Annotated in this window: 12 protein-coding genes and 1 riboswitch; of the genes, 2 read left to right on the forward strand and 10 right to left on the reverse strand. The window is 51.7% G+C overall.

Annotated elements, in window-relative coordinates; translation table 11 throughout:
- Window positions 1–123: 123 nt before the first annotated feature.
- From rpoC to WKR14_RS19740, 10 genes are all read right to left on the reverse strand, one after another.
- Complete coding sequence (gene rpoC, locus WKR14_RS19695) at window positions 124–4,335, reverse strand: DNA-directed RNA polymerase subunit beta' (RefSeq protein ID WP_039034636.1); 4,212 nt, start codon at window positions 4,333–4,335, stop codon at window positions 124–126.
- Window positions 4,336–4,419: 84 nt separating this feature from the next.
- Window positions 4,420–8,451, reverse strand: a complete 4,032-nt coding sequence (gene rpoB / locus WKR14_RS19700; RefSeq protein ID WP_339087105.1) for a DNA-directed RNA polymerase subunit beta — start codon at window positions 8,449–8,451, stop codon at window positions 4,420–4,422.
- A 233-nt stretch (window positions 8,452–8,684) separates the two neighbouring features.
- Window positions 8,685–9,053, reverse strand: coding sequence for a 50S ribosomal protein L7/L12 (gene rplL, locus WKR14_RS19705; protein ID WP_039034634.1), 369 nt, complete (start codon window positions 9,051–9,053; stop codon window positions 8,685–8,687).
- Window positions 9,054–9,107: 54 nt separating this feature from the next.
- Window positions 9,108–9,608 (reverse strand): 50S ribosomal protein L10, encoded by a 501-nt coding sequence (gene rplJ, locus WKR14_RS19710; protein WP_025012044.1) that lies wholly within the window; start codon window positions 9,606–9,608, stop codon window positions 9,108–9,110.
- A 263-nt stretch (window positions 9,609–9,871) separates the two neighbouring features.
- Complete coding sequence (gene rplA, locus WKR14_RS19715) at window positions 9,872–10,573, reverse strand: 50S ribosomal protein L1 (RefSeq protein ID WP_025012045.1); 702 nt, start codon at window positions 10,571–10,573, stop codon at window positions 9,872–9,874.
- Window positions 10,574–10,577: 4 nt separating this feature from the next.
- On the reverse strand, window positions 10,578–11,006 hold the full coding sequence (gene rplK / locus WKR14_RS19720) for a 50S ribosomal protein L11 (protein WP_025012046.1): 429 nt from the start codon (window positions 11,004–11,006) through the stop codon (window positions 10,578–10,580).
- Window positions 11,007–11,129: 123 nt separating this feature from the next.
- Window positions 11,130–11,681 carry a transcription termination/antitermination protein NusG gene (gene nusG, locus WKR14_RS19725; protein WP_025012047.1) on the reverse strand — a complete coding sequence of 184 codons (552 nt, stop codon included), beginning with the start codon at window positions 11,679–11,681 and terminating at the stop codon, window positions 11,130–11,132.
- A gap of 8 nt (window positions 11,682–11,689) precedes the next feature.
- Window positions 11,690–12,070 carry a preprotein translocase subunit SecE gene (gene secE / locus WKR14_RS19730; RefSeq protein WP_039034630.1) on the reverse strand — a complete coding sequence of 127 codons (381 nt, stop codon included), beginning with the start codon at window positions 12,068–12,070 and terminating at the stop codon, window positions 11,690–11,692.
- Between the two features lie 751 nt (window positions 12,071–12,821).
- A complete protein-coding gene (locus WKR14_RS19735) occupies window positions 12,822–13,097 on the reverse strand; it encodes a GIY-YIG nuclease family protein (RefSeq protein WP_165565940.1) in 276 nt (91 codons plus the stop codon).
- Window positions 13,094–15,232, reverse strand: coding sequence for a S9 family peptidase (locus tag WKR14_RS19740; RefSeq protein ID WP_420884222.1), 2,139 nt, complete (start codon window positions 15,230–15,232; stop codon window positions 13,094–13,096). The genes WKR14_RS19735 and WKR14_RS19740 overlap by 4 nt, the downstream gene beginning before the upstream one ends.
- A gap of 324 nt (window positions 15,233–15,556) precedes the next feature.
- Window positions 15,557–15,743, forward strand: a riboswitch (FMN riboswitch).
- A 113-nt stretch (window positions 15,744–15,856) separates the two neighbouring features.
- Here WKR14_RS19740 and ribB point away from each other — a divergent pair.
- On the forward strand, window positions 15,857–16,510 hold the full coding sequence (gene ribB, locus WKR14_RS19745) for a 3,4-dihydroxy-2-butanone-4-phosphate synthase (RefSeq protein WP_025009206.1): 654 nt from the start codon (window positions 15,857–15,859) through the stop codon (window positions 16,508–16,510).
- A gap of 259 nt (window positions 16,511–16,769) precedes the next feature.
- Complete coding sequence (locus tag WKR14_RS19750) at window positions 16,770–19,967, forward strand: EAL domain-containing protein (protein ID WP_339087107.1); 3,198 nt, start codon at window positions 16,770–16,772, stop codon at window positions 19,965–19,967.
- Window positions 19,968–19,975 lie beyond the last annotated feature (8 nt).

Consider the following 19,975-nt stretch of genomic DNA (forward strand, 5'->3'; position numbering starts at 1 on the left):
CCCACAATAGTGGGACGCGGAATTTTAGAAAGGTAAGGCTTGGCTGTCAAGAAATAGCCAACTTTTGCAGCGTATTCCAATGAAAAAGGCGCCTTTCGGCGCCTTTTGTAACATCTGTGCTACTTATTCCTGACTGCCAGCCAGGTTCAACAGATCGGCCAGGTTCTGTTCGGCTTCGCTGGCGCTGATGCTAGGTGCTTCAGTCGCTACTTCACCGCGAGCCTGGTTACGGTTGTTGTGGTAAGCATAACCGGTACCGGCCGGGATCAGACGACCTACGATCACGTTCTCTTTCAGACCGCGCAGGTTGTCACTCTTACCACCTACTGCCGCTTCGGTCAGTACGCGAGTGGTTTCCTGGAACGAGGCCGCGGAGATGAAGGACTCGGTCGCCAGAGAGGCTTTGGTGATACCCAGCAGTTCGCGTTCGAACTTGGCCGGAATCTTGCCCTGCTCTTCCAGTTCGCGGTTAGCGATCTTGACGCGGGACACCTCAACCTGCTCCCCTTCGAGGAACTCAGAATCACCGGCTTCAGTGATCAGACACTTACGCAGCATCTGGCGAATGATCACCTCAATGTGCTTGTCGTTAATCTTCACACCCTGCAGACGATATACGTCCTGTACTTCATTCACAATGTAGTTGGCTACGTTGTGAATACCGCGCAGACGCAGAATATCGTGAGCAGACTCTGGACCATCGGCGATCACTTCACCGCGTTCGACTTTTTCACCTTCGAACACGTTCAGGTTACGCCACTTAGGGATCATCTCTTCGTATGGGTTACCGCCTTCAGCAGGGGTAATGACCAGACGACGCTTACCTTTGGTCTCTTTACCGAAGGAGATGGTACCGCTGATCTCAGCCAGAATCGCCGGCTCTTTTGGCTTACGGGCTTCGAACAGGTCAGCAACCCTTGGCAGACCACCGGTAATATCGCGAGTCTTGGACGATTCCTGAGGAATACGAGCCAGTGCATCACCAACGCTGATCTGAGCATTATCTTCCAGGTTTACGATCGCATTGCTGGGCAGGAAGTACTGCGCAGGTACGTCGGTACCGGGAATGGTCAGGTCATTACCGTTTTCGTCAACCAAACGGATCATTGGACGCATTTCTTTGCCGGCGCTTGGGCGCTGGGCCACATCCAATACCACGATGGAAGACAGACCGGTCAGCTCGTCGGTTTGACGCGAGATGGTGACACCGTCAATCATCTGCTCAAACTTCACATAACCCGCCACTTCAGTGATGATTGGGTGAGTATGCGGATCCCAGTTAGCGATAGTCTGGCCAGCGTTAACTTCGGCACCTTCCAGCGTTTCGAGCACAGTACCGTAAGGCACTTTATAGCGCTCTTTCTCACGGCCCAGTTCATCAATAATCGCCAGCTCGGACGAGCGCGATACGATAACCAGCTTGCCATCGCTGTTCTTAACGAACTTGGCGTTATGCAGCTTCAGGTTACCGGCGTTCTTCACCTGAACGTTGTTTTCTGCAGAAGCCCTGGATGCCGCACCACCGATGTGGAAGGTACGCATCGTCAGCTGTGTACCAGGCTCACCGATTGACTGAGCAGCAACAACACCGATTGCTTCACCTTGGTTGATCAGGTGACCACGGGCCAGGTCACGACCGTAACACTTGGCGCAAACACCGAAGTCGGTATCACAGGAGATCACAGAGCGAACTTTAACTTCGTCAACACTGTACTCTTCCAGCTTGTCACACCATGCTTCATCCAGCAGAGTGTTACGTGGCGCCAGGACTTCGTCGGAACCAGGATAGTAAACATCCTCGGCAACAACACGACCCAGTACCCGCTCACGCAGCGGCTCAACCACGTCACCACCTTCAATCAGCGGCTTCATGATCAGACCTTCGTGAGTACCACAGTCATCTTCGATAACGACCAGATCCTGGGCAACATCCACCAGACGACGAGTCAGGTAACCTGAGTTCGCTGTCTTAAGTGCGGTATCCGCCAGACCCTTACGAGCACCGTGGGTTGAAATAAAGTACTGCAGTACGTTCAGACCTTCACGGAAGTTCGCCACGATGGGCGTTTCAATGATAGAGCCGTCTGGCTTGGCCATCAGACCACGCATACCCGCCAACTGACGGATCTGAGCGGCACTACCACGAGCGCCTGAGTCGGCCATCATGTAGATGCTGTTGAAGGAAGCCTGTTTCTCTTCTTCACCGTCGCGGTTGATAACCACTTCGGAAGACAGGTTTTCCATCATCGCCTTGGAGACTTTCTCGTTGGCGCTGGCCCAGATATCGATAACCTTGTTGTAACGCTCACCGGCAGTTACCAGACCAGACTGGAACTGTTCCTGGATTTCCAGAACTTCGGCTTCTGCGTCGGCAACCAGCTTGTACTTGGCTTCCGGAATTTCCATATCGTTGATACCGACAGAGGCACCAGAGATAGTGGCGTATTGGAAACCTGTGTACATCAGTTGGTCAGCAAAGATAACAGTATCTTTCAGACCCAGCTGACGGTAGCAGGTGTTCAGCAAACGGGAGATCTGCTTCTTGCCCATGTTCTGGTTAACCAGATCAAAAGACATACCGGCTGGCAGGATCAGTGACAACAGAGCACGACCTACTGTGGTGTCGACAATGCGGCGCTGCTGGGTGCGCTCACCATTCTCATCGATATGAGTTTCGGTGATACGAACTTTAACCCGGGCGTGCAGCTCGGCGGCACCTGTGCGATAGGCTTTCTCGGCTTCGGCAACAGACTCAAAGGCCATACCTTCACCGCGGCCATTTACGCGCTCACGGCTCATGTAGTACAGACCCAGTACCACGTCCTGAGAAGGAGTGATAACCGGCTCACCGTTGGCAGGCGACAGAATGTTGTTGGTTGACATCATCAACGCACGGGCTTCCAGCTGGGCTTCCAGCGTCAGAGGCACGTGTACCGCCATTTGGTCACCATCGAAGTCGGCGTTATAAGCCGCACACACCAATGGGTGCAGTTGAATCGCTTTACCTTCGATCAGTACAGGTTCGAACGCCTGGATACCCAAACGGTGCAGTGTTGGTGCACGGTTCAGCATCACGGGGTGTTCGCGGATCACTTCATCCAGTACGTCCCAAACCTCGGCAACTTCACGCTCAACCATCTTCTTGGCAGCTTTGATGGTAGTGGCCAGGCCACGACCTTCCAGCTTGCCGTAGATGAATGGTTTGAACAGTTCCAGCGCCATTTTCTTCGGCAGACCACACTGGTGCAGACGCAGAGTTGGGCCCACGGTAATTACCGAACGGCCTGAGTAGTCAACACGCTTACCCAGCAGGTTCTGACGGAAACGACCTTGCTTACCCTTGATCATGTCGGCCAAGGACTTCAGAGGACGCTTGTTGGAACCGGTAATGGCACGACCGCGACGACCGTTATCCAGCAGGGCATCAACAGATTCCTGCAACATACGCTTTTCGTTGCGAACTATGATATCCGGAGCGGCCAGATCCAGCAGACGCTTCAAACGGTTGTTACGGTTGATCACGCGGCGATACAGATCGTTCAGATCTGAAGTCGCGAAACGACCGCCGTCCAATGGAACCAGAGGACGCAGATCAGGTGGCAGAACCGGCAGCACCTTGAGGATCATCCACTCTGGCTTGTTGCCTGAATGGTAGAAGGCCTCAACCAGCTTCAAACGCTTGGTGACTTTCTTGCGACGGGTCTCAGAGTTAATAGATGGCAGCTCTTCGCGCATCTGCTCAACTTCTTTCTCCAGATCGATAGCGCGCAGCAGTTCCAGAACCGCTTCGGCACCCATCTTGGCTTCAAACTCGTCACCATACTCTTCCAGCGCATCCAGGTAGGTTTCTTCGGTCAGCATTTGACCGCGCTCCAGGCTGGTCATGCCTGGCTCGATAACCACGTAAGATTCGAAGTAGAGTACTCGCTCAATATCACGCAGAGTCATGTCCAGCATCAGACCGATACGGGATGGCAGTGACTTGAGGAACCAGATGTGGGCAACTGGGCTGGCCAGTTCGATGTGGCCCATACGCTCACGACGTACTTTGGTCTGGGTCACTTCAACGCCACACTTCTCACAGATCACACCGCGGTGCTTGAGACGCTTGTACTTACCGCACAGACACTCGTAATCTTTGACCGGGCCAAAGATACGGGCACAGAACAGGCCTTCACGCTCAGGCTTGAATGTACGGTAGTTGATGGTTTCAGGCTTCTTAACTTCACCAAATGACCAAGAACGGATCAGATCAGGCGACGCCAGGCCGATCTTGATGCCTTCAAATTCTTCAGTCTTGCTTTGCTGTTTCAGAAACTTTAATAAGTCTTTCACGTTTCTCTCCTGAAGGAGTTAAACCCGGTGCCCCGCTCTCGCGGAGCACCAATTCGTTGCCAAACGCAGGCTTTAAACCGCGTCTTACTCTTGATCCAACTCGATGTTGATACCGAGAGAACGGATCTCCTTCAGCAATACGTTGAAGGACTCTGGCATTCCTGGCTGCATCTGATGGTTACCGTCAACGATGTTCTTGTACATCTGAGTACGACCGTTAACGTCATCCGATTTCACTGTGAGCATTTCCTGCAGAGTATACGCAGCACCGTATGCCTCCAGGGCCCACACTTCCATCTCACCGAAACGCTGACCACCGAACTGAGCTTTACCGCCCAGAGGCTGCTGAGTAACCAAGCTGTACGAACCGGTAGAACGGGCGTGCATCTTGTCATCAACCAAGTGGTTCAGTTTGAGCATGTACATGTAACCTACGGTCACAGGACGCTCGAACTGGTTACCGGTACGACCATCAAACAGATTCAGCTGACCGGAAGTCGGCAGACCTGCGAGCTCAAGCATCTGCTTGATCTCTTTTTCTTTGGCACCGTCGAAGGCTGGGGTTGCCGTTGGCAGACCATCCTTCAGGTGTTTGGCCAGACGCAGAACTTCATCATCGGTAAATGAATCGATATCCACGCGCTGCTTCACTTCATCGCCCAGTTCATAGACCTGTTTGATGTAGCCACGCAGTTCGGCCAGCTCACGCTGTTCTTCCAGCATGGCATTGATGCGATTACCAATACCTTTAGCCGCAGCACCCAAGTGAACTTCCAGTACCTGACCTATGTTCATCCGCGAAGGTACACCCAGAGGGTTCAGTACGATGTCGACAGGGTTACCCTGCTCGTCGTATGGCATATCTTCGATAGGACAGATCTTGGAGATCACACCCTTGTTACCGTGACGACCGGCCATCTTATCACCAGGCTGGATGGTACGCTTAACCGCCAGGTAAACCTTAACGATCTTCAGTACGCCTGGAGCCAGATCATCACCTTGGGTGATCTTGCGACGCTTGATTTCAAATTTCTTGTCAAAGTCGGCTTTCAGCTCTTCGTGCTGTTCAGCCAGCTGTTCCAGTTCGGTTTGCTTGGCTTCATCGTCGATAACCTGAACCAATACGTCTTTGCGTGGCAGTTCGGCCAATTTGGCTTCACTGAAACCGGCGCTCAGCAGCAGGTTACGGGCACGGCTCAGTACACCTTCTTCAAGGACCTTGAACTCTTCAGTCAAGTCCTTACGGGCTTGAGCAATGTGCATCTCTTCGATTTCGATGGCGCGCTTGTCTTTTTCAACACCGTCACGGGTGAAGACTTGCACGTCGATAACTGTACCCTTCACTGAGTTAGGTACACGCAGAGAGCTGTCTTTAACGTCAGACGCTTTCTCACCGAAAATAGCCCGCAGCAGTTTCTCTTCCGGAGTCAGCTGAGTTTCACCCTTAGGCGTTACCTTACCAACCAGAATGTCACCGCCTTTAACTTCGGCGCCGATGTAAACGATACCGGATTCATCCAGCTTGCTCAGTGCAGACTCACCTACGTTAGGGATGTCGGCAGTGATCTCTTCGCTACCCAGCTTGGTGTCACGGGCAATACAGGACAGTTCCTGAATGTGGATAGTGGTGAAACGGTCTTCCTGCGCTACGCGCTCGGAGATGAGGATGGAATCCTCAAAGTTGTAACCGTTCCATGGCATGAAGGCCACGCGCATGTTCTGACCCAGAGCCAGGTCGCCCAAGTCGGTTGACGGACCATCGGCCAGCACGTCACCACGCACCACAGGCTCACCTACGCTACAGCATGGACGCTGGTTGATGCAGGTGTTCTGGTTGGAGCGAGTGTACTTGGTCAGGTTGTAGATATCGATACCGGCTTCGCCTGGGCGCAGCTCATCTTCGTTAACCTTAACCACGATGCGGCTGGCATCAACATAGTCGATCACGCCGCCACGTTTGGCAGCCACAACCACGCCTGAGTCAACAGCCAGTGTACGTTCAATACCTGTACCCACCAGAGGCTTCTCTGACTTGAGTGTTGGTACTGCCTGACGTTGCATGTTTGCACCCATCAATGCACGGTTAGCGTCGTCGTGCTCAAGGAATGGGATCAAAGATGCCGCCACAGAAATGATCTGCTGTGGAGATACGTCCATATACTGGATATCGGAAGCGCGCATAAAGGTAGATTCACCCTTGTGGCGACAGGCAACCTGCTCTTCCACAATGCGACCTTCGTTGTCGAGCTCGATGTTGGCCTGTGCAATCACATAGCGGCCTTCTTCGATGGCTGACAGATATTCCACTTCATCGGTAACCACACTGTCGATCACCTTACGATAAGGTGTTTCCAGGAAGCCGTATGAGTTGGTACGGGCAAAGGTAGACAGTGAGTTGATCAAACCAATGTTTGGACCTTCAGGAGTCTCAATTGGACACAGACGACCATAGTGAGTTGGGTGCACGTCTCGAACTTCGAAGCCGGCACGCTCACGGGTCAGACCGCCAGGACCAAGAGCCGAAATACGGCGCTTGTCAGTCACTTCTGACAGTGGGTTGTTCTGATCCATAAACTTCGACAGCTGAGAAGAACCGAAGAACTCCTTCACTGCGGCAGAAATTGGCTTGGCGTTGATCAGATCCTGAGGCATCAGCTCGTTCAGATCGCCCAGAGACAGACGTTCACGTACTGCGCGCTCAACACGTACCAGACCGACACGGAACTGGTTCTCGGCCATTTCGCCAACGCTACGGATACGACGGTTACCCAGGTGGTCGATATCATCGACTTCATCAAAACCGTTACGGATTTCGATGATCTTCTTCATTACGGCAACTATGTCTTCTTTGGTCAGTACACCGGTACCTTCGTTCTCGTCGATTTCGAGACGACGGTTGAACTTCATCCGGCCCACTTTAGACAGGTCATAGCGCTCTTCGCTGAAGAACAGGTTCTGGAACAGAGCTTCGGCGGCATCCTTGGTTGGTGGCTCGCCAGGACGCATCATGCGATAGATTTCAACCAGCGCTTCCAAACGGTTGGTGGTTGAGTCAATACGCAGGGTGTCAGAGATATAAGCACCGTGATCCAGCTCATTGATGTACAGAGTGCTGATCTCTTTGATACCGGCCAGTGACAGATTGGCCAGGTCTTCCAGGCTGATCTCGTTGTTGGCAGTAACCAGTACTTCACCTGTGTCAGGATCGATATAGTCCTGAGCCGCGACTTTACCAACAATATACTCAACCGGGACTTCCAGTTCAGTGGTGTTGGTTTTTTCCAGTTGGCGAATATGACGGGCAGTGATACGACGGCCCTTCTCTACCAGCACAGTGCCTTCTGAGTCCTTGATGTCATAGCTGGCAGTTTCGCCACGCAGACGCTCAGGAACCAGTGTCATGACCAGAGAATCTTTCTTGATCTTGAAGTCGACACGCTCGAAGAAGATGTCGAGGATATCCTGAGTAGAATATTCCAGGGCACGCAGAATGATGCTGGCAGGCAACTTACGGCGACGGTCGATACGTACAAACAACGCATCTTTAGGGTCGAACTCGAAGTCGAGCCATGAACCGCGGTAAGGAATAATACGCGCGTTATACAGCACTTTACCTGAGGAGTGTGTCTTACCACGGTCGTGGTCGAAGAACACACCTGGGCTACGGTGCAACTGAGATACGATAACACGCTCAGTACCATTGATAACAAAGGTACCGTTTTCAGTCATCAGAGGGATATCCCCCATATAGACTTCTTGTTCTTTAATATCTTTTACAGTGCCGGCGGCAGCTTCACGATCATACAGCACCATGCGCAGCTTAACGCGCAGTGGAGCGGAGTATGTCACACCGCGGATTTGACACTCTTTCACATCAAAAACAGGCTCGCCCAGCTTATAGCTGACGTACTGCAGTTCTGAATTACCAGAAAAGCTCTTGATGGGAAAAACGCTACGGAAGGCGGCCTCTAGGCCACGCTCACCGGTAGGATCTTGATCGGTGAACTTCTTAAAAGAGTCTAACTGAATAGACAACAGGTAAGGGATGTCCAATACCTGTGGACGCTTACCGAAGTCTTTGCGAATACGCTTCTTTTCAGAATAGGAGTAAACCATGGGTTTCCTCTGCTTGCGAGATGTGACCAAGACTGAATCAACACAGTTAATCCAGCACGTTTGCCCATCACCGTTGATGGCAAGAACCTAACCAATAATCACTGCTAGGGACTGCAAAATCTGGCGACAAACGGTGAAAAAAATCGCCAACGCTTACAGCGCAAAAAAGGCCGACGGTCAAAAAACCGCCAGCCTCCACCCAATTGGCTTGGGTGATTGTAAGTCAGTATGACTTACTTGATCTCTACTTGAGCACCAGCTTCTTCAAGATCTTTCTTCAGAGCTTCAGCTTCTTCTTTAGAGACGCCTTCTTTAACAGCTACTGGAGCAGATTCAGCCATAGCTTTGGCTTCTTTCAGACCCAGACCTGTAGCACCACGTACAGCCTTGATCACAGCAACTTTGTTGTCACCGTGAGAAGTCATAACTACGTCGAACTCGGTTTTCTCTTCAGCAGCAGCAGCTTCACCAGCGCCGCCAGCAACTACTGCGGCAGCAGCAGATACGCCGAACTTCTCTTCCATAGCTTCGATCAGTTCAACAACTTCCATTACAGACATAGCTGCAAAGGCTTCAAGGATTTGGTCTTTAGTGATAGACATAACAAATGTTTCCTATTGTTCTGAATTCAATTCTGTTAAGCAGCCAGCTTGAGATTAAGCGGCTTCTTGTTTTTGATCGCGCAGAGCGGCCAGAGTACGAACGAACTTGCCAGCAGATGCTTCTTTCATAGTCATCATCAGCTGTGCCAGTGCTTCTTCGTAAGTTGGCAGTTTTGCCAAACGATCAATGTCAGCTGCAGGGATGAATTCCCCTTCATAAGCTGCACCTTTAACTTCGAAAGCGGCTTGCTCTTTAGCAAAGTCTTTTAACAGACGAGCTGCAGCACCTGGGTGCTCGTTAGAGAAAGCGATCAAAGTTGGGCCAGAGAACACCTCTGTCAGACACTCAAAAGCAGTGCCTTCAACTGCGCGGCGAGCCAGAGTGTTACGTACAACACGTACATACACACCGTTTGCGCGAGCAGTCTTACGCAGAACTGTCATAGCACCTACAGTTACACCGCGTGAATCGGCGACAACTGCAGAAAGCGCACCTTTGGCAGCTTCGTTGACTTCAGCAACAATCGCTTTTTTGTCTTCGAGTCTTAATGCCATTGGCTTTACTCCTGGATTCTACCTGGGGAATCCCCCCAGTGTTTACCATACTGAATACAAACGTACTCAGTTACTTACGGTGCAGATAATCCAGCAGAAATAAATCTATCTGGGGCCTGACACCGTCTACGCAGGAAATTAAGTATCCCAGACGGTCAACACCTGCGGTCTTGGACGGAAACCCATCTGAGTGTAAACACTCGTCATAGGTTCCAACCCACAAAAGTGCGCGCATTATAGGCTAACGCGCGCATTTTGTAAAATTAGTTAGCAGTGTCCAGAGTGTTCTGGTCAACAGCTACACCTGCACCCATAGTGGTGGAGATGCTTACCTTCTTCACGTACTGGCCTTTGGCTGCAGCAGGCTTGGCCTTCTTCAGTGCAGTCAGCAGTGCTTCCAGGTTTTCTTTCAGTTGAGCGGTTTCGAAGTCCACTTTACCGATAGTAGTGTGGATGATACCGTTCTTGTCGTTACGGTAACGAACCTGACCAGCCTTGGCGTTCTTAACAGCTTCGGCAACGTTAGGAGTTACAGTACCGGTTTTAGGGTTAGGCATCAGGCCGCGTGGGCCCAGGATTTGACCCAGCATACCAACAACGCGCATTGCATCAGGAGATGCGATAACTACGTCGAAGTTCATTTCGCCGGCTTTCACCTGCTCAGCCAGATCTTCCATACCTACCAGTTCAGCACCAGCTTCTTTCGCAGCTTCGGCATTGGCACCTTGAGTGAATACAGCAACACGTACTTCACGACCAGTACCGTGTGGCAGCACAGTGGCACCACGAACGTTTTGGTCAGATTTACGAGGATCAACACCCAGGTTAACGGCAACGTCTACGCTCTCAACGAACTTGGCAGTAGCCAGTTCTTTCAGCAGAGCTACAGCTTCGTTGATGTCGTATGCTTTGGTTACGTCCACTTTTTCGCGGATGGTGCGCATGCGCTTAGTCAGCTTTGCCATTATATTAGTCCTCTACTACCAAACCCATGGAACGCGCAGTACCTTCGATTGAGCGAGTCATCGCTTCAATGTCAGCACCAGTCATATCGGTTGCCTTGGTTTCAGCAATTTCCTGAACCTGGCTACGCTTGATAGTACCCACTTTCTGAGTGTTAGGACGAGCAGAACCTGACTTCAGACCAGCGGCTTTCTTCAGCAAGAAGGCTGCAGGTGGAGTCTTGGTTTCGAAAGTGAATGAGCGATCGTTGTAAACAGTGATCACTACTGGAATTGGCATACCTTTTTCGAACTTTTCAGTACGAGCGTTGAATGCTTTACAGAATTCCATGATGTTCACACCTTTTTGACCCAGAGCTGGACCAACTGGTGGAGACGGGTTTGCAGCACCGGCTGCTACTTGCAGCTTGATGTAAGCTTCAATTTTCTTTGCCATCTGACATTTCCTCAGTTTGGGTTCAAACGCTCAGGCGACATGCCTTGAGCTCCCCGAAAACAACGGGTGCGGATTATATAGAAATCCGCACCCGTTGCCAAACGGATTTTGTATTTTATTTAATCAGGATTTCTCGACCTGATTAAAGTCCAACTCAACCGGAGTCGAACGACCGAAGATCATCACAGACACCTTAACGCGGTTCTTGTCATAATCCACTTCTTCAACAGTACCATTGAAGTCGGCAAACGGACCATCGGTAACTCGAACCACTTCGCCGGGCTCGAACATAACGCGATGAGTAGGAGAATCTGTAGTCTCCTGCAGACGACGCAGGATAGCCTCGGCTTCTTTATCGGAAATAGGAGCAGGACGATCTGAAGTGCCACCGATAAAGCCCATCACACGTGGGATGCTTTTCACCAAGTGCCAGCTTTGATCGTTCATTTCCATCTGTACCAGCACATAGCCGGGGAAGAACTTGCGCTCGCTCTTGCGGCGTTGGCCGGCACGCATTTCCACAACTTCTTCGGTCGGAACCAGGACTTCGCCGAAGAACTCTTCCATACCGTGCATTTTGATGTGTTCAAGCAGAGACTTACATACACGGCCTTCATAACCGGAAAAAGCCTGAACCACATACCATCTTTTCTTAGCTTCTTTAGCTTCAGTCATTCTAGTGCCTATACGCCAGTAATAAAGTTGACAATGCGCAGCAATACCGCATCCAGTCCCCAGAGAATCAAGGCCAGGATACCTGTCGCAGCCAGTACGATAAAGGTGGTATTCAACGCCTCTTGGCGAGTAGGCCATACAACTTTGCGCACTTCGATTTGTGACTCACGGGCAAAGGCCAATGCTTGCTTACCCTTAATCGTTTGCAGGGCTATAAAACCTGCAATAGCAAATACGACAACCACACCCGCTGCGCGGATTGGCAGAGTGAAGATTTCACTGTCGTTGTACATCTGGTTGCCAACAATCGCTGCAGCCACCAGTAGTATAGCTACTACCCACTTTACGATATCCAGAGAGTTGCCCTGGTTTTCAGTATTTGTTGTCATCGGTTAATTCCGTTACTCATTACGACCTGAGCCTAGGGACAGCTGAGTAAGTTTAAGGCTTAATTCAGCGCCAGCCCGCTTTCGAACTCGCCCCTGACGAGAATTCTCCGGCTCAGGGCACAAAAATCGGCCATAGATTGTATTCTTAATCAACTTTGTTATCAAGGATACACGGGGCGAAACCAAGAGAAAGCCGGACTCTTTGTGTCAGTTAACAAAAAACACAGTTAAGCGCCTTGATGCCAAGAACCAAATCCAGGACCAATACTTTTCCCAAAAAGGCTCGAAAATCAATTCGTCCGCTCGGAAACAATAAGCTACCGAGTTTTCTATCTGTTCGAGAGTGTAACATCAAGCATGCAACTGGTTTCCTGCTCGCCTCACTAGCCAACCTTTAAATGGACCACTTTACGATCCGGTTTGAGTGTCCGGCGGACACCCGAATAGCCAAATCAGTCACTTTTTAAGGAAAGAGGACACTAGTGCGGACACTTACTTCAAGATGGCCGCAAGAATAACAAATATAAACAATGTGTTATTGCTTTGGCATGTTTTCTGCTTTAGGTGATAAGAGAAACAGCCATCGACTGGCGTTGTGGAACTCGCCGGCCGCGGCTCTTTGTCACTATCTTGCTGATGGGCCATCGCTGATGAGCCATCACCCCCTCCTTGGGGACCCTCTTCCCGACCGCAGGAAGCGCCCGCTGTAATGGCCCGGCCATTGGCGCTCCTGCTCCTTTTTTAAGGTCGCTCACCCCGGCATAACTGCGGACTTGGCAATCAAACTCAGTTTGGCGCGCTTACTCAGCTTTTTTACCGCCATTTCCCGCCGTAAGGCATCACCGTGGCTGCCAATCTCTTCACGATAAACGAGTTGCAAAGGCCCGCGACCACGCAGATATTTGGCGGCTTTGGGGCCGCCACTCTGATGCTCCTGCAGGCGCCGGGGCACATCCTTGGTGATCCCTGTGTACAGTTCGCCCCCGGCGCAGCGCAGGATATACAACTGCCAGTTATCACCACTCATTCCAGTCCCAACAGGCCGAGGAAGAAGGCATATTCCAGCGCGGTATCTTCAAATTGCCGGAAACGTCCGCTCTTGCCGCCATGGCCGGCCTCCATATCCGTCTGTAACAACAGCAGATTGTCGTCCGTCTTGTAGTCCCTGAGTTTGGCCACCCACTTGGCTGGCTCAAAATACTGTACCTGGGAGTCGTGCAGCCCTGTGGTCACCAACAGATGCGGGTAGGCCTGATGGCGAATGTTGTCATAGGGCGAGTAACTCAGCATATAGTCAAAGTAGGACTTGTCATTGGGGTTGCCCCACTCATCATATTCATTGGTCGTCAGCGGAATCGACTCATCAAGCATGGTGGTTACTATATCCACAAAGGGCACATGGGCGGCCACCGCCAGGTAAAGATCCGGAGCCTGATTGACCACGGCGCCCATCAATAAACCACCGGCACTGCCACCGGCGGCAACCACTTTCCCGGGTGCGGCATAACCCAGCTCCAAAAGTGCCCGGGTAGTGTCTTCAAAGTCATTGAAACTGTTTCGTTTATTAAACAGCCTGCCATCATCATACCAAGGCCTGCCGAGCATCTCTCCGCCCCGGACATGGGCAATGGCATAGACCACGCCACGATCCAGTAGGCTGAGAATAGAGGCATCGAAATCCGGCTCTATGATATGGCCGTAGGCACCATAACCGTACTGATACAGTGGGTTGCTGCCGTCTTTACGGAACTTGTCCTTGCGATACACCAGAGTCACGGGCACCTGGGCACCATCACGGGCCGGGATCAGCAAGCGCTCGGCCTGATAGTTGCCGGGCTCGAAGTCCCCCAAGACTTTTTCCTGCTTGAGCAGTTTGCGCTCGCCCGGCTTATCCAGTTGATAGCTGTAAATACTCTCGGGGGTAGTCGGGCTCGAGTAATATAACCTCAGTTCGCGACTGTGCTGGCTGGGATTGATATCCAGACCAACCACATAGGCCGGGTCATCAAAGGTCAATTCATAGCCCCGGCTGAGATCGGTATGGGGATAGACCTTGATATGGCTCAGCCCCTGGCTGCGGCTCTGTACTATCAGATAATCGTCCAACAATAACAGGTCTTCGAGGCGCACCTCGGGATCATGGGCCAGCACCTGTTGCCACTTGCGCTTGTCGCCGGCATCGGCAGCCGTGGTTTTCATCAGCCTGAAATTGGTCGCCTGCCAGTTGCTAAGGATGAAAAATTCATCTCCTCGTTTGGCGATGCTGTATTCGTGGCCCTCTTCCCGCGGCAGAAACGCCCGGAATTCGCCGAGCGGGGCGTTGGCATCGAGCAGGGAAACTTCACTGGTCGTGGTGCTCTCGTGGTGCAATACAATCAGGGATTCATCCAGACTCTTGCCGAGGGAGATATAGAAGGTATCGTCCTGCTCTTCATAAACCAGCAGATCCTCGCTCTGAGGGCTTCCCAGCTTGTGCCGGAAAACCTGGTATCCCAGCAGGGTCTGTGGGTCTTTGGCGATATAGAACACATAACGGTTGTCATTGCTCCAGACCACCCGGCCATCGACGCCCGTCAGCTTGTCGGCAAGCTGTTCACCTGTGGCAAGATCTTTAAAATAGACGCTGTAAATACGGCGGCTGAGGGTATCCTCGGCAAAGGCCAGTATCTGCTCATCCGGGCTGACAGACACTCCGCCCAGAGCGTAAAACTCCTGCCCCTCGGCGCGCCGGTTAACATCTAGCAACAACTGCTCTTCACCATTGAATTCACGGCTTCTGGCGATCACCGGATACTCCAGCCCAGCCTCGAAACGGCGATAATACCAATGGTTATGCCAGCGATATGGCACGCTGCTCTCATCCTGCTCCAGCCTGGAGGTCAGCTCTTTAAACAGTTTCTGTTTCAGCGGTTCCCAAGGTTTAAGACGCGCGGCGGTATAGGCGTTTTCCCGCTCCAGATAGTCGATAACGTCCGGGGCCTTACGTTCATCGTCACGCAGCCAATAATAGTCGTCTGTCCTGGTCACACCGTGAAGACTCATGGTGTGGGGACGTTTTTCGGCAACCGGTGCCACCAGCTTATTTTCTGAATTCATTCCACTGCATCCGCACAGCCACAAGGCTGTGCCTAAAACCAACATCAGGGATCCTGCTCGACTCATCACTCTTCCTTAGGGAATTCTTGCAAAGGACTAGGGCCATTTGCTGCGAACCACGCCTTGCATCCAGGCCCGTAAGCCGACGCAGAGCACACATGGGACTTGTTCGCACCTTCCTTAGCCTGAGAAGCATTAATATCAGCGGCCTACTCCCTCGACTACAGGCCGCCTGCATATAGTGACGCCGACCGGCGCCAACGGCAAGCCCTGCCATCTAAGCCCTACTCTCAAAGGCTCCCCTTCACCCGCAGAAAATGTGACCCTGTCCGCTTGTCATTTGTATGTAACAGGCGCATGCTGTTGCCGCCTGCCACATATAAGTGACGGGTCAATTCTCAGGGCGGGGTGAAATTCCCCACCGGCGGTAAATCATGTCAGCGACATGAAAGCCCGCGAGCGCCCGCCAGATTCTGGCGGGGTCAGCAGATCTGGTGTCATCACGACCTAGCGTGACTATTCCAGAGCCGACGGTGTTGCCATTTAGATGGCTCAGTCCGGATGAAAGAGAATCAGATTGCCGCCAGGCGATCCGCTTAGTGATACGTCTCTGCCAGCGGCAGAGAGGCCACTATTCCTTTCTTTGCCCTGATTCTGGAAAACCCAAGCCGTAATTTAAGGATTTTTACCATGAATCAGTCATTATTAGCGCCTTTTGGCACCCCGATTGAAAGAGTCGAAACCGCCCTGGAAGCACTGCGTCAAGGCCGCGGTGTTTTGGTGGTCGACGATGAAGACAGAGAAAACGAAGGCGATCTTATCTTCGCCGCCGAGAGTCTGACCAACGCCCAGATGGCGATGCTGATCCGCGAATGCAGCGGCATTGTCTGTCTTTGCCTTACCGACGAGAAAATCAAGGCCCTGCAGTTGCCGCCCATGGTGGAAAACAACTCCAGCCAGTTCGGCACCGCCTTTACCGTAAGCATTGAGGCCAAAGTCGGAGTCACGACAGGGGTTTCCGCTGCCGACCGGGTGACGACTATCAAGACCGCCATTGCCGACAACGCCAAACCGGAAGACCTGGCCCGCCCAGGACACGTCTATCCGCTGCGGGCTCAGCCCGGTGGTGTGATGACCCGCCGCGGTCACACAGAGGGCACTGTGGACTTGATGCAACTGGCAGGCCTAAAACCCGCCGGAGTGCTGTGCGAGGTGACCAATCCGGATGGCACCATGGCCAGACTGCCACAAATCATTGCCTTTGGTGACAAACACGACCTGCCGGTTCTTTCCATCGAGGATATTGTCAGCTATCGCGAATCTCTGCTGGCCAACGCAGGCTAATAAACCAGCACTCTCTAACTATTTAATCAAAAGCGGCTACATAGCCGCTTTTGTTTTAAACAAACCAGCAAACTAGGTTACAACAAGGCTTACATTAACCCTTTTCTTTTTAAGGTTTATTTTCGTGACCTAGATTAGAAATCCTTGAATAACGGGTCGCTCCCTGATAGGCAATATGTTACTTATCGAGAGTTATTGCCTGTATCCCAATAGCTTACAGGCAGGTCTTTATCAGTTAGGATTTCGAGGAGAGCCATAGGTGTTAAGCCAACTGAGCCTAAAGCGCAAATTACTCTTGTTTGCCTTAGTGCCTGTTTTGGTTCTCAGCCTACTGGGTTGTGTGCGTTTATTTGAACTGCTGCATAACTATCGTTTGGCCAACCAAAGTTATCATGCCGTCGAGGTAGGGCGTCGCCTGGCCGATCTCATCTACGAATTGCAGCAGGAACGTGGTCTCAGCGCCGCCTATATCGCCTGCGATGGTAAGTGCTTTGCCGATAGTCTGCAGGTGCAGCAGCAGCGGGTATCGGCACAGATAACCGCCCTGCAAAACTCTCCCCACTTATTGCAACTCCCTGAACAACTGTCTCCTACGGCCCAGCATCTGCTACAAACCAAACTGGAAGCTCTGCGGCTCGGCAAGCAGGCTCTGGAAAACAACCGGCGCGAACTATTGAGCCGCGACGAAAGCGACGCACTGAATTTCTATTCCGACTTTAACTACGAACTCCTGCTGGGTATAGCTAATCTGCAATCCCTGTCAAGCAATGTACAACAGGCCAGAGCCTATGCCGACCTGGCTGCACTATTGCGGATTCAGGAATTGGCGGTGCGCGAGCGCGGCCTGATCAACGGCATGCTGCTGAAACGTCAGTTTGATACCGACAGTTATGAACAGCTGTTGGCATTAATAACAGAGCAAGATCAGAGCATAGATCTGTTCCGGGCCAGTGCTATAGCAGAACACAAACAACGCTTGCAAACCATGCTGCAGGATAATAAGAGTCGGGCATTGAATAACGTCAGGGAACAACTGCGCCAACAAGATGCCATCACGCGCCAGGCACACAAGTTCAGCTCCCAGCTGGGTTATGGCGGCCTATTGCATGAGTTTAAAAACTTTCTTCTTCGGGGAGAAAGCAAGTACCAACAAGGCTTCTATAGCAAACTGGAATCACTGGAGCAGATCCTCAACAAACTAAGCTCAAACCGGGTGCTCTCTAATACACAACAACAGGCGATCGCCCAAATCGAGGACAAACTCAACGAATATCGCCACAAGATGCAACTGATAGCATCCATGCAAAGCCGGGGGGCCAAGGTGAAAGAGATAGACTCCCTGGTGCAGATTTCCGACGAGCAGATGCTCGATGCTCTGAAGGCCCTGACCCAACCCAAGCCACCTGTGACTCCCGAAGTCTGGTGGCAGTTGGCCAGTGAAAGGATCCGCCAAATGGATGCCATAGCCGACAGTATTTCCGATGATATTCTCAATCTTTCCAACGCTCAGCGCGCCCAATCGCTGCGCCTTATTGCCCTCTATCTCCTTTCAGCCGCCGTCACTATCGGCCTGCTGTTGTTTCTTGGCCGGGCCCTGAGTCACAATCTGCTCAGGCGTATCTACGCTATAGCCAACAACATGCGCTTGATGACCAAGGATCCTAATCTGGATCTGGATATCAAGGTCGAGGGTAAGGATGAATTGGCCGACATGGCCAAGGCTCTGGGACAAATGCTTAATGAAAGGCAAAAATCCTATCAACAGTTGAAACAGGCCGCTGCGGTATTCGACTACTCAGGCGAGGGGATTGTCATCACAGATGCCAATAACCGTATTGAACTGGTCAACCCGGCATTCAGCCGCATTACCGGTTACAAGCTGGAAGAGGTCAAGGGCAAGAATCCTTCAATACTCAACTCCTATCGCCACGATGATGCCTTCTTCAGTAATATGTGGGATAGCCTGCTGACCAATAACAAATGGGAAGGCGAGATCTGGAATAAGCGCAAAGACGGTGAAATTTATCCTGAGTACTTGGCCATCACCCTGGTTAGAGACGATAACAACAATATACTCAAACACATAGGTTTGTTTGTCGATATCAGTCATCGGAAAAAATACGAGCAGGACATCTGGTATCAGGCTCATTTCGATATTCTGACCAAGCTGCCTAACCGCAAGATGTTCAACGAGCGGCTGCACCACGAGCTGTTACAGGCCCGTATCCATGGTCACAAACTGGCAATTCTGTTGATCGATCTCGACAGGTTCAAATATATCAATGATGTACTGGGCCACAAACGCGGTGATCTACTGTTACAACAGGTGGCGAGAAGATTGGAGTCACTCCCGGATGAACAGAAATTTGTCGCCCGCATAGGGGGCGATGAATTTGCCGTGATCTTGCCACACTATAAGAATGATGCCGCCCTGACAGCAGTAGCCGACAGAGTAAAAGCCCTGTTCGGCAATAGCTTCGATATCGATGGTCAGGACACCCTGATCTCGGTCAGCTTTGGTATAGGTGTCTATCCCGAGGACGGCGATGACATAGATGCCCTGACCCGCAACACAGAAACCGCCATGTACAGCGCCAAAGACAACGGCCGCGACAACTACCAGTATTTCACTCCCAGCATGAACGCCAGCATGCTGGAGCGCTTGCAGTTGGAGCAACATCTAAGAAGCGCCGTGTTGCATCAAGAGTTTTGCTTGCATTATCAACCCATAGTTTCTATGGAAACCGGCCAAATCACCTCTGTCGAGGCGTTGATACGCTGGAATGACCCCGAATATGGCTGGGTTTCGCCGGAGAAATTCATTCCTATCGCAGAGAACAACGGCCTAATAGAGCCGATAGGCGAATGGGTACTGGAACAAGCACTGAAAGACCTAAGCCATTGGCATGCCAAGGGAATAAAGCTGGATATGGCGATCAACGTCTCCAGCCGCCAGTGTATCAATGTCAGTGGGGTACGCTTCGACACCTTGCTGGCCGACGCCATCAAACGTCACGGCATAGCCGCCGAGAGACTGCACATAGAAATCACCGAATCCATGTTGCTGGACGACAGTCCCCATTGTTTGGAGGTGCTCAACAGCATTCGCCAACTCGGGGTGACGATTCATATGGATGATTTTGGAACCGGCTTCTCCTCCTTGAGCTATCTGCGTAAGTTCCCTATCTCAGTGATCAAAATCGACAAAAGTTTTGTCGATAATGCCTTGGTGAATGAGGCCGATGCCAGCCTGGTGCGGGCAATAGTCATGATGGGCAAGAGCCTGGACTTACAACTGGTGGCAGAAGGCATAGAGACCCGCGCGCAATGGATCTTGCTCAAGTCCATGGGCTGTGATTTTGGCCAGGGCTATCTGCTTTCAAGACCGCTGCCGGCCAAGAGCCTGACTCCGATCCTCGCTCAGGGTGAAACTTTCATTCGTCAGCTTCTGGCATAAAAAAGCAG

The organism is Shewanella chilikensis, from assembly GCF_037953065.1.
Classification (GTDB): domain Bacteria; phylum Pseudomonadota; class Gammaproteobacteria; order Enterobacterales; family Shewanellaceae; genus Shewanella; species Shewanella chilikensis.

Bases quoted from the DNA above. Each gene is read 5' to 3' on its own strand.
- WKR14_RS19735 (WP_165565940.1), bottom strand. From the start codon at position 13,097: ATGAGTGGTGATAACTGGCAGTTGTATATCCTGCGCTGCGCCGGGGGC.
- rplA (WP_025012045.1), bottom strand. From the start codon at position 10,573: ATGGCAAAGCTGACTAAGCGCATGCGCACCATCCGCGAAAAAGTGGAC.
- rplK (WP_025012046.1), bottom strand. From the start codon at position 11,006: ATGGCAAAGAAAATTGAAGCTTACATCAAGCTGCAAGTAGCAGCCGGT.
- ribB (WP_025009206.1), top strand. From the start codon at position 15,857: ATGAATCAGTCATTATTAGCGCCTTTTGGCACCCCGATTGAAAGAGTC.
- WKR14_RS19740 (WP_420884222.1), bottom strand. From the start codon at position 15,232: ATGAGTCGAGCAGGATCCCTGATGTTGGTTTTAGGCACAGCCTTGTGG.
- secE (WP_039034630.1), bottom strand. From the start codon at position 12,070: ATGACAACAAATACTGAAAACCAGGGCAACTCTCTGGATATCGTAAAG.
- rplL (WP_039034634.1), bottom strand. From the start codon at position 9,053: ATGTCTATCACTAAAGACCAAATCCTTGAAGCCTTTGCAGCTATGTCT.
- rpoB (WP_339087105.1), bottom strand. From the start codon at position 8,451: ATGGTTTACTCCTATTCTGAAAAGAAGCGTATTCGCAAAGACTTCGGT.
- nusG (WP_025012047.1), bottom strand. From the start codon at position 11,681: ATGACTGAAGCTAAAGAAGCTAAGAAAAGATGGTATGTGGTTCAGGCT.
- rplJ (WP_025012044.1), bottom strand. From the start codon at position 9,608: ATGGCATTAAGACTCGAAGACAAAAAAGCGATTGTTGCTGAAGTCAAC.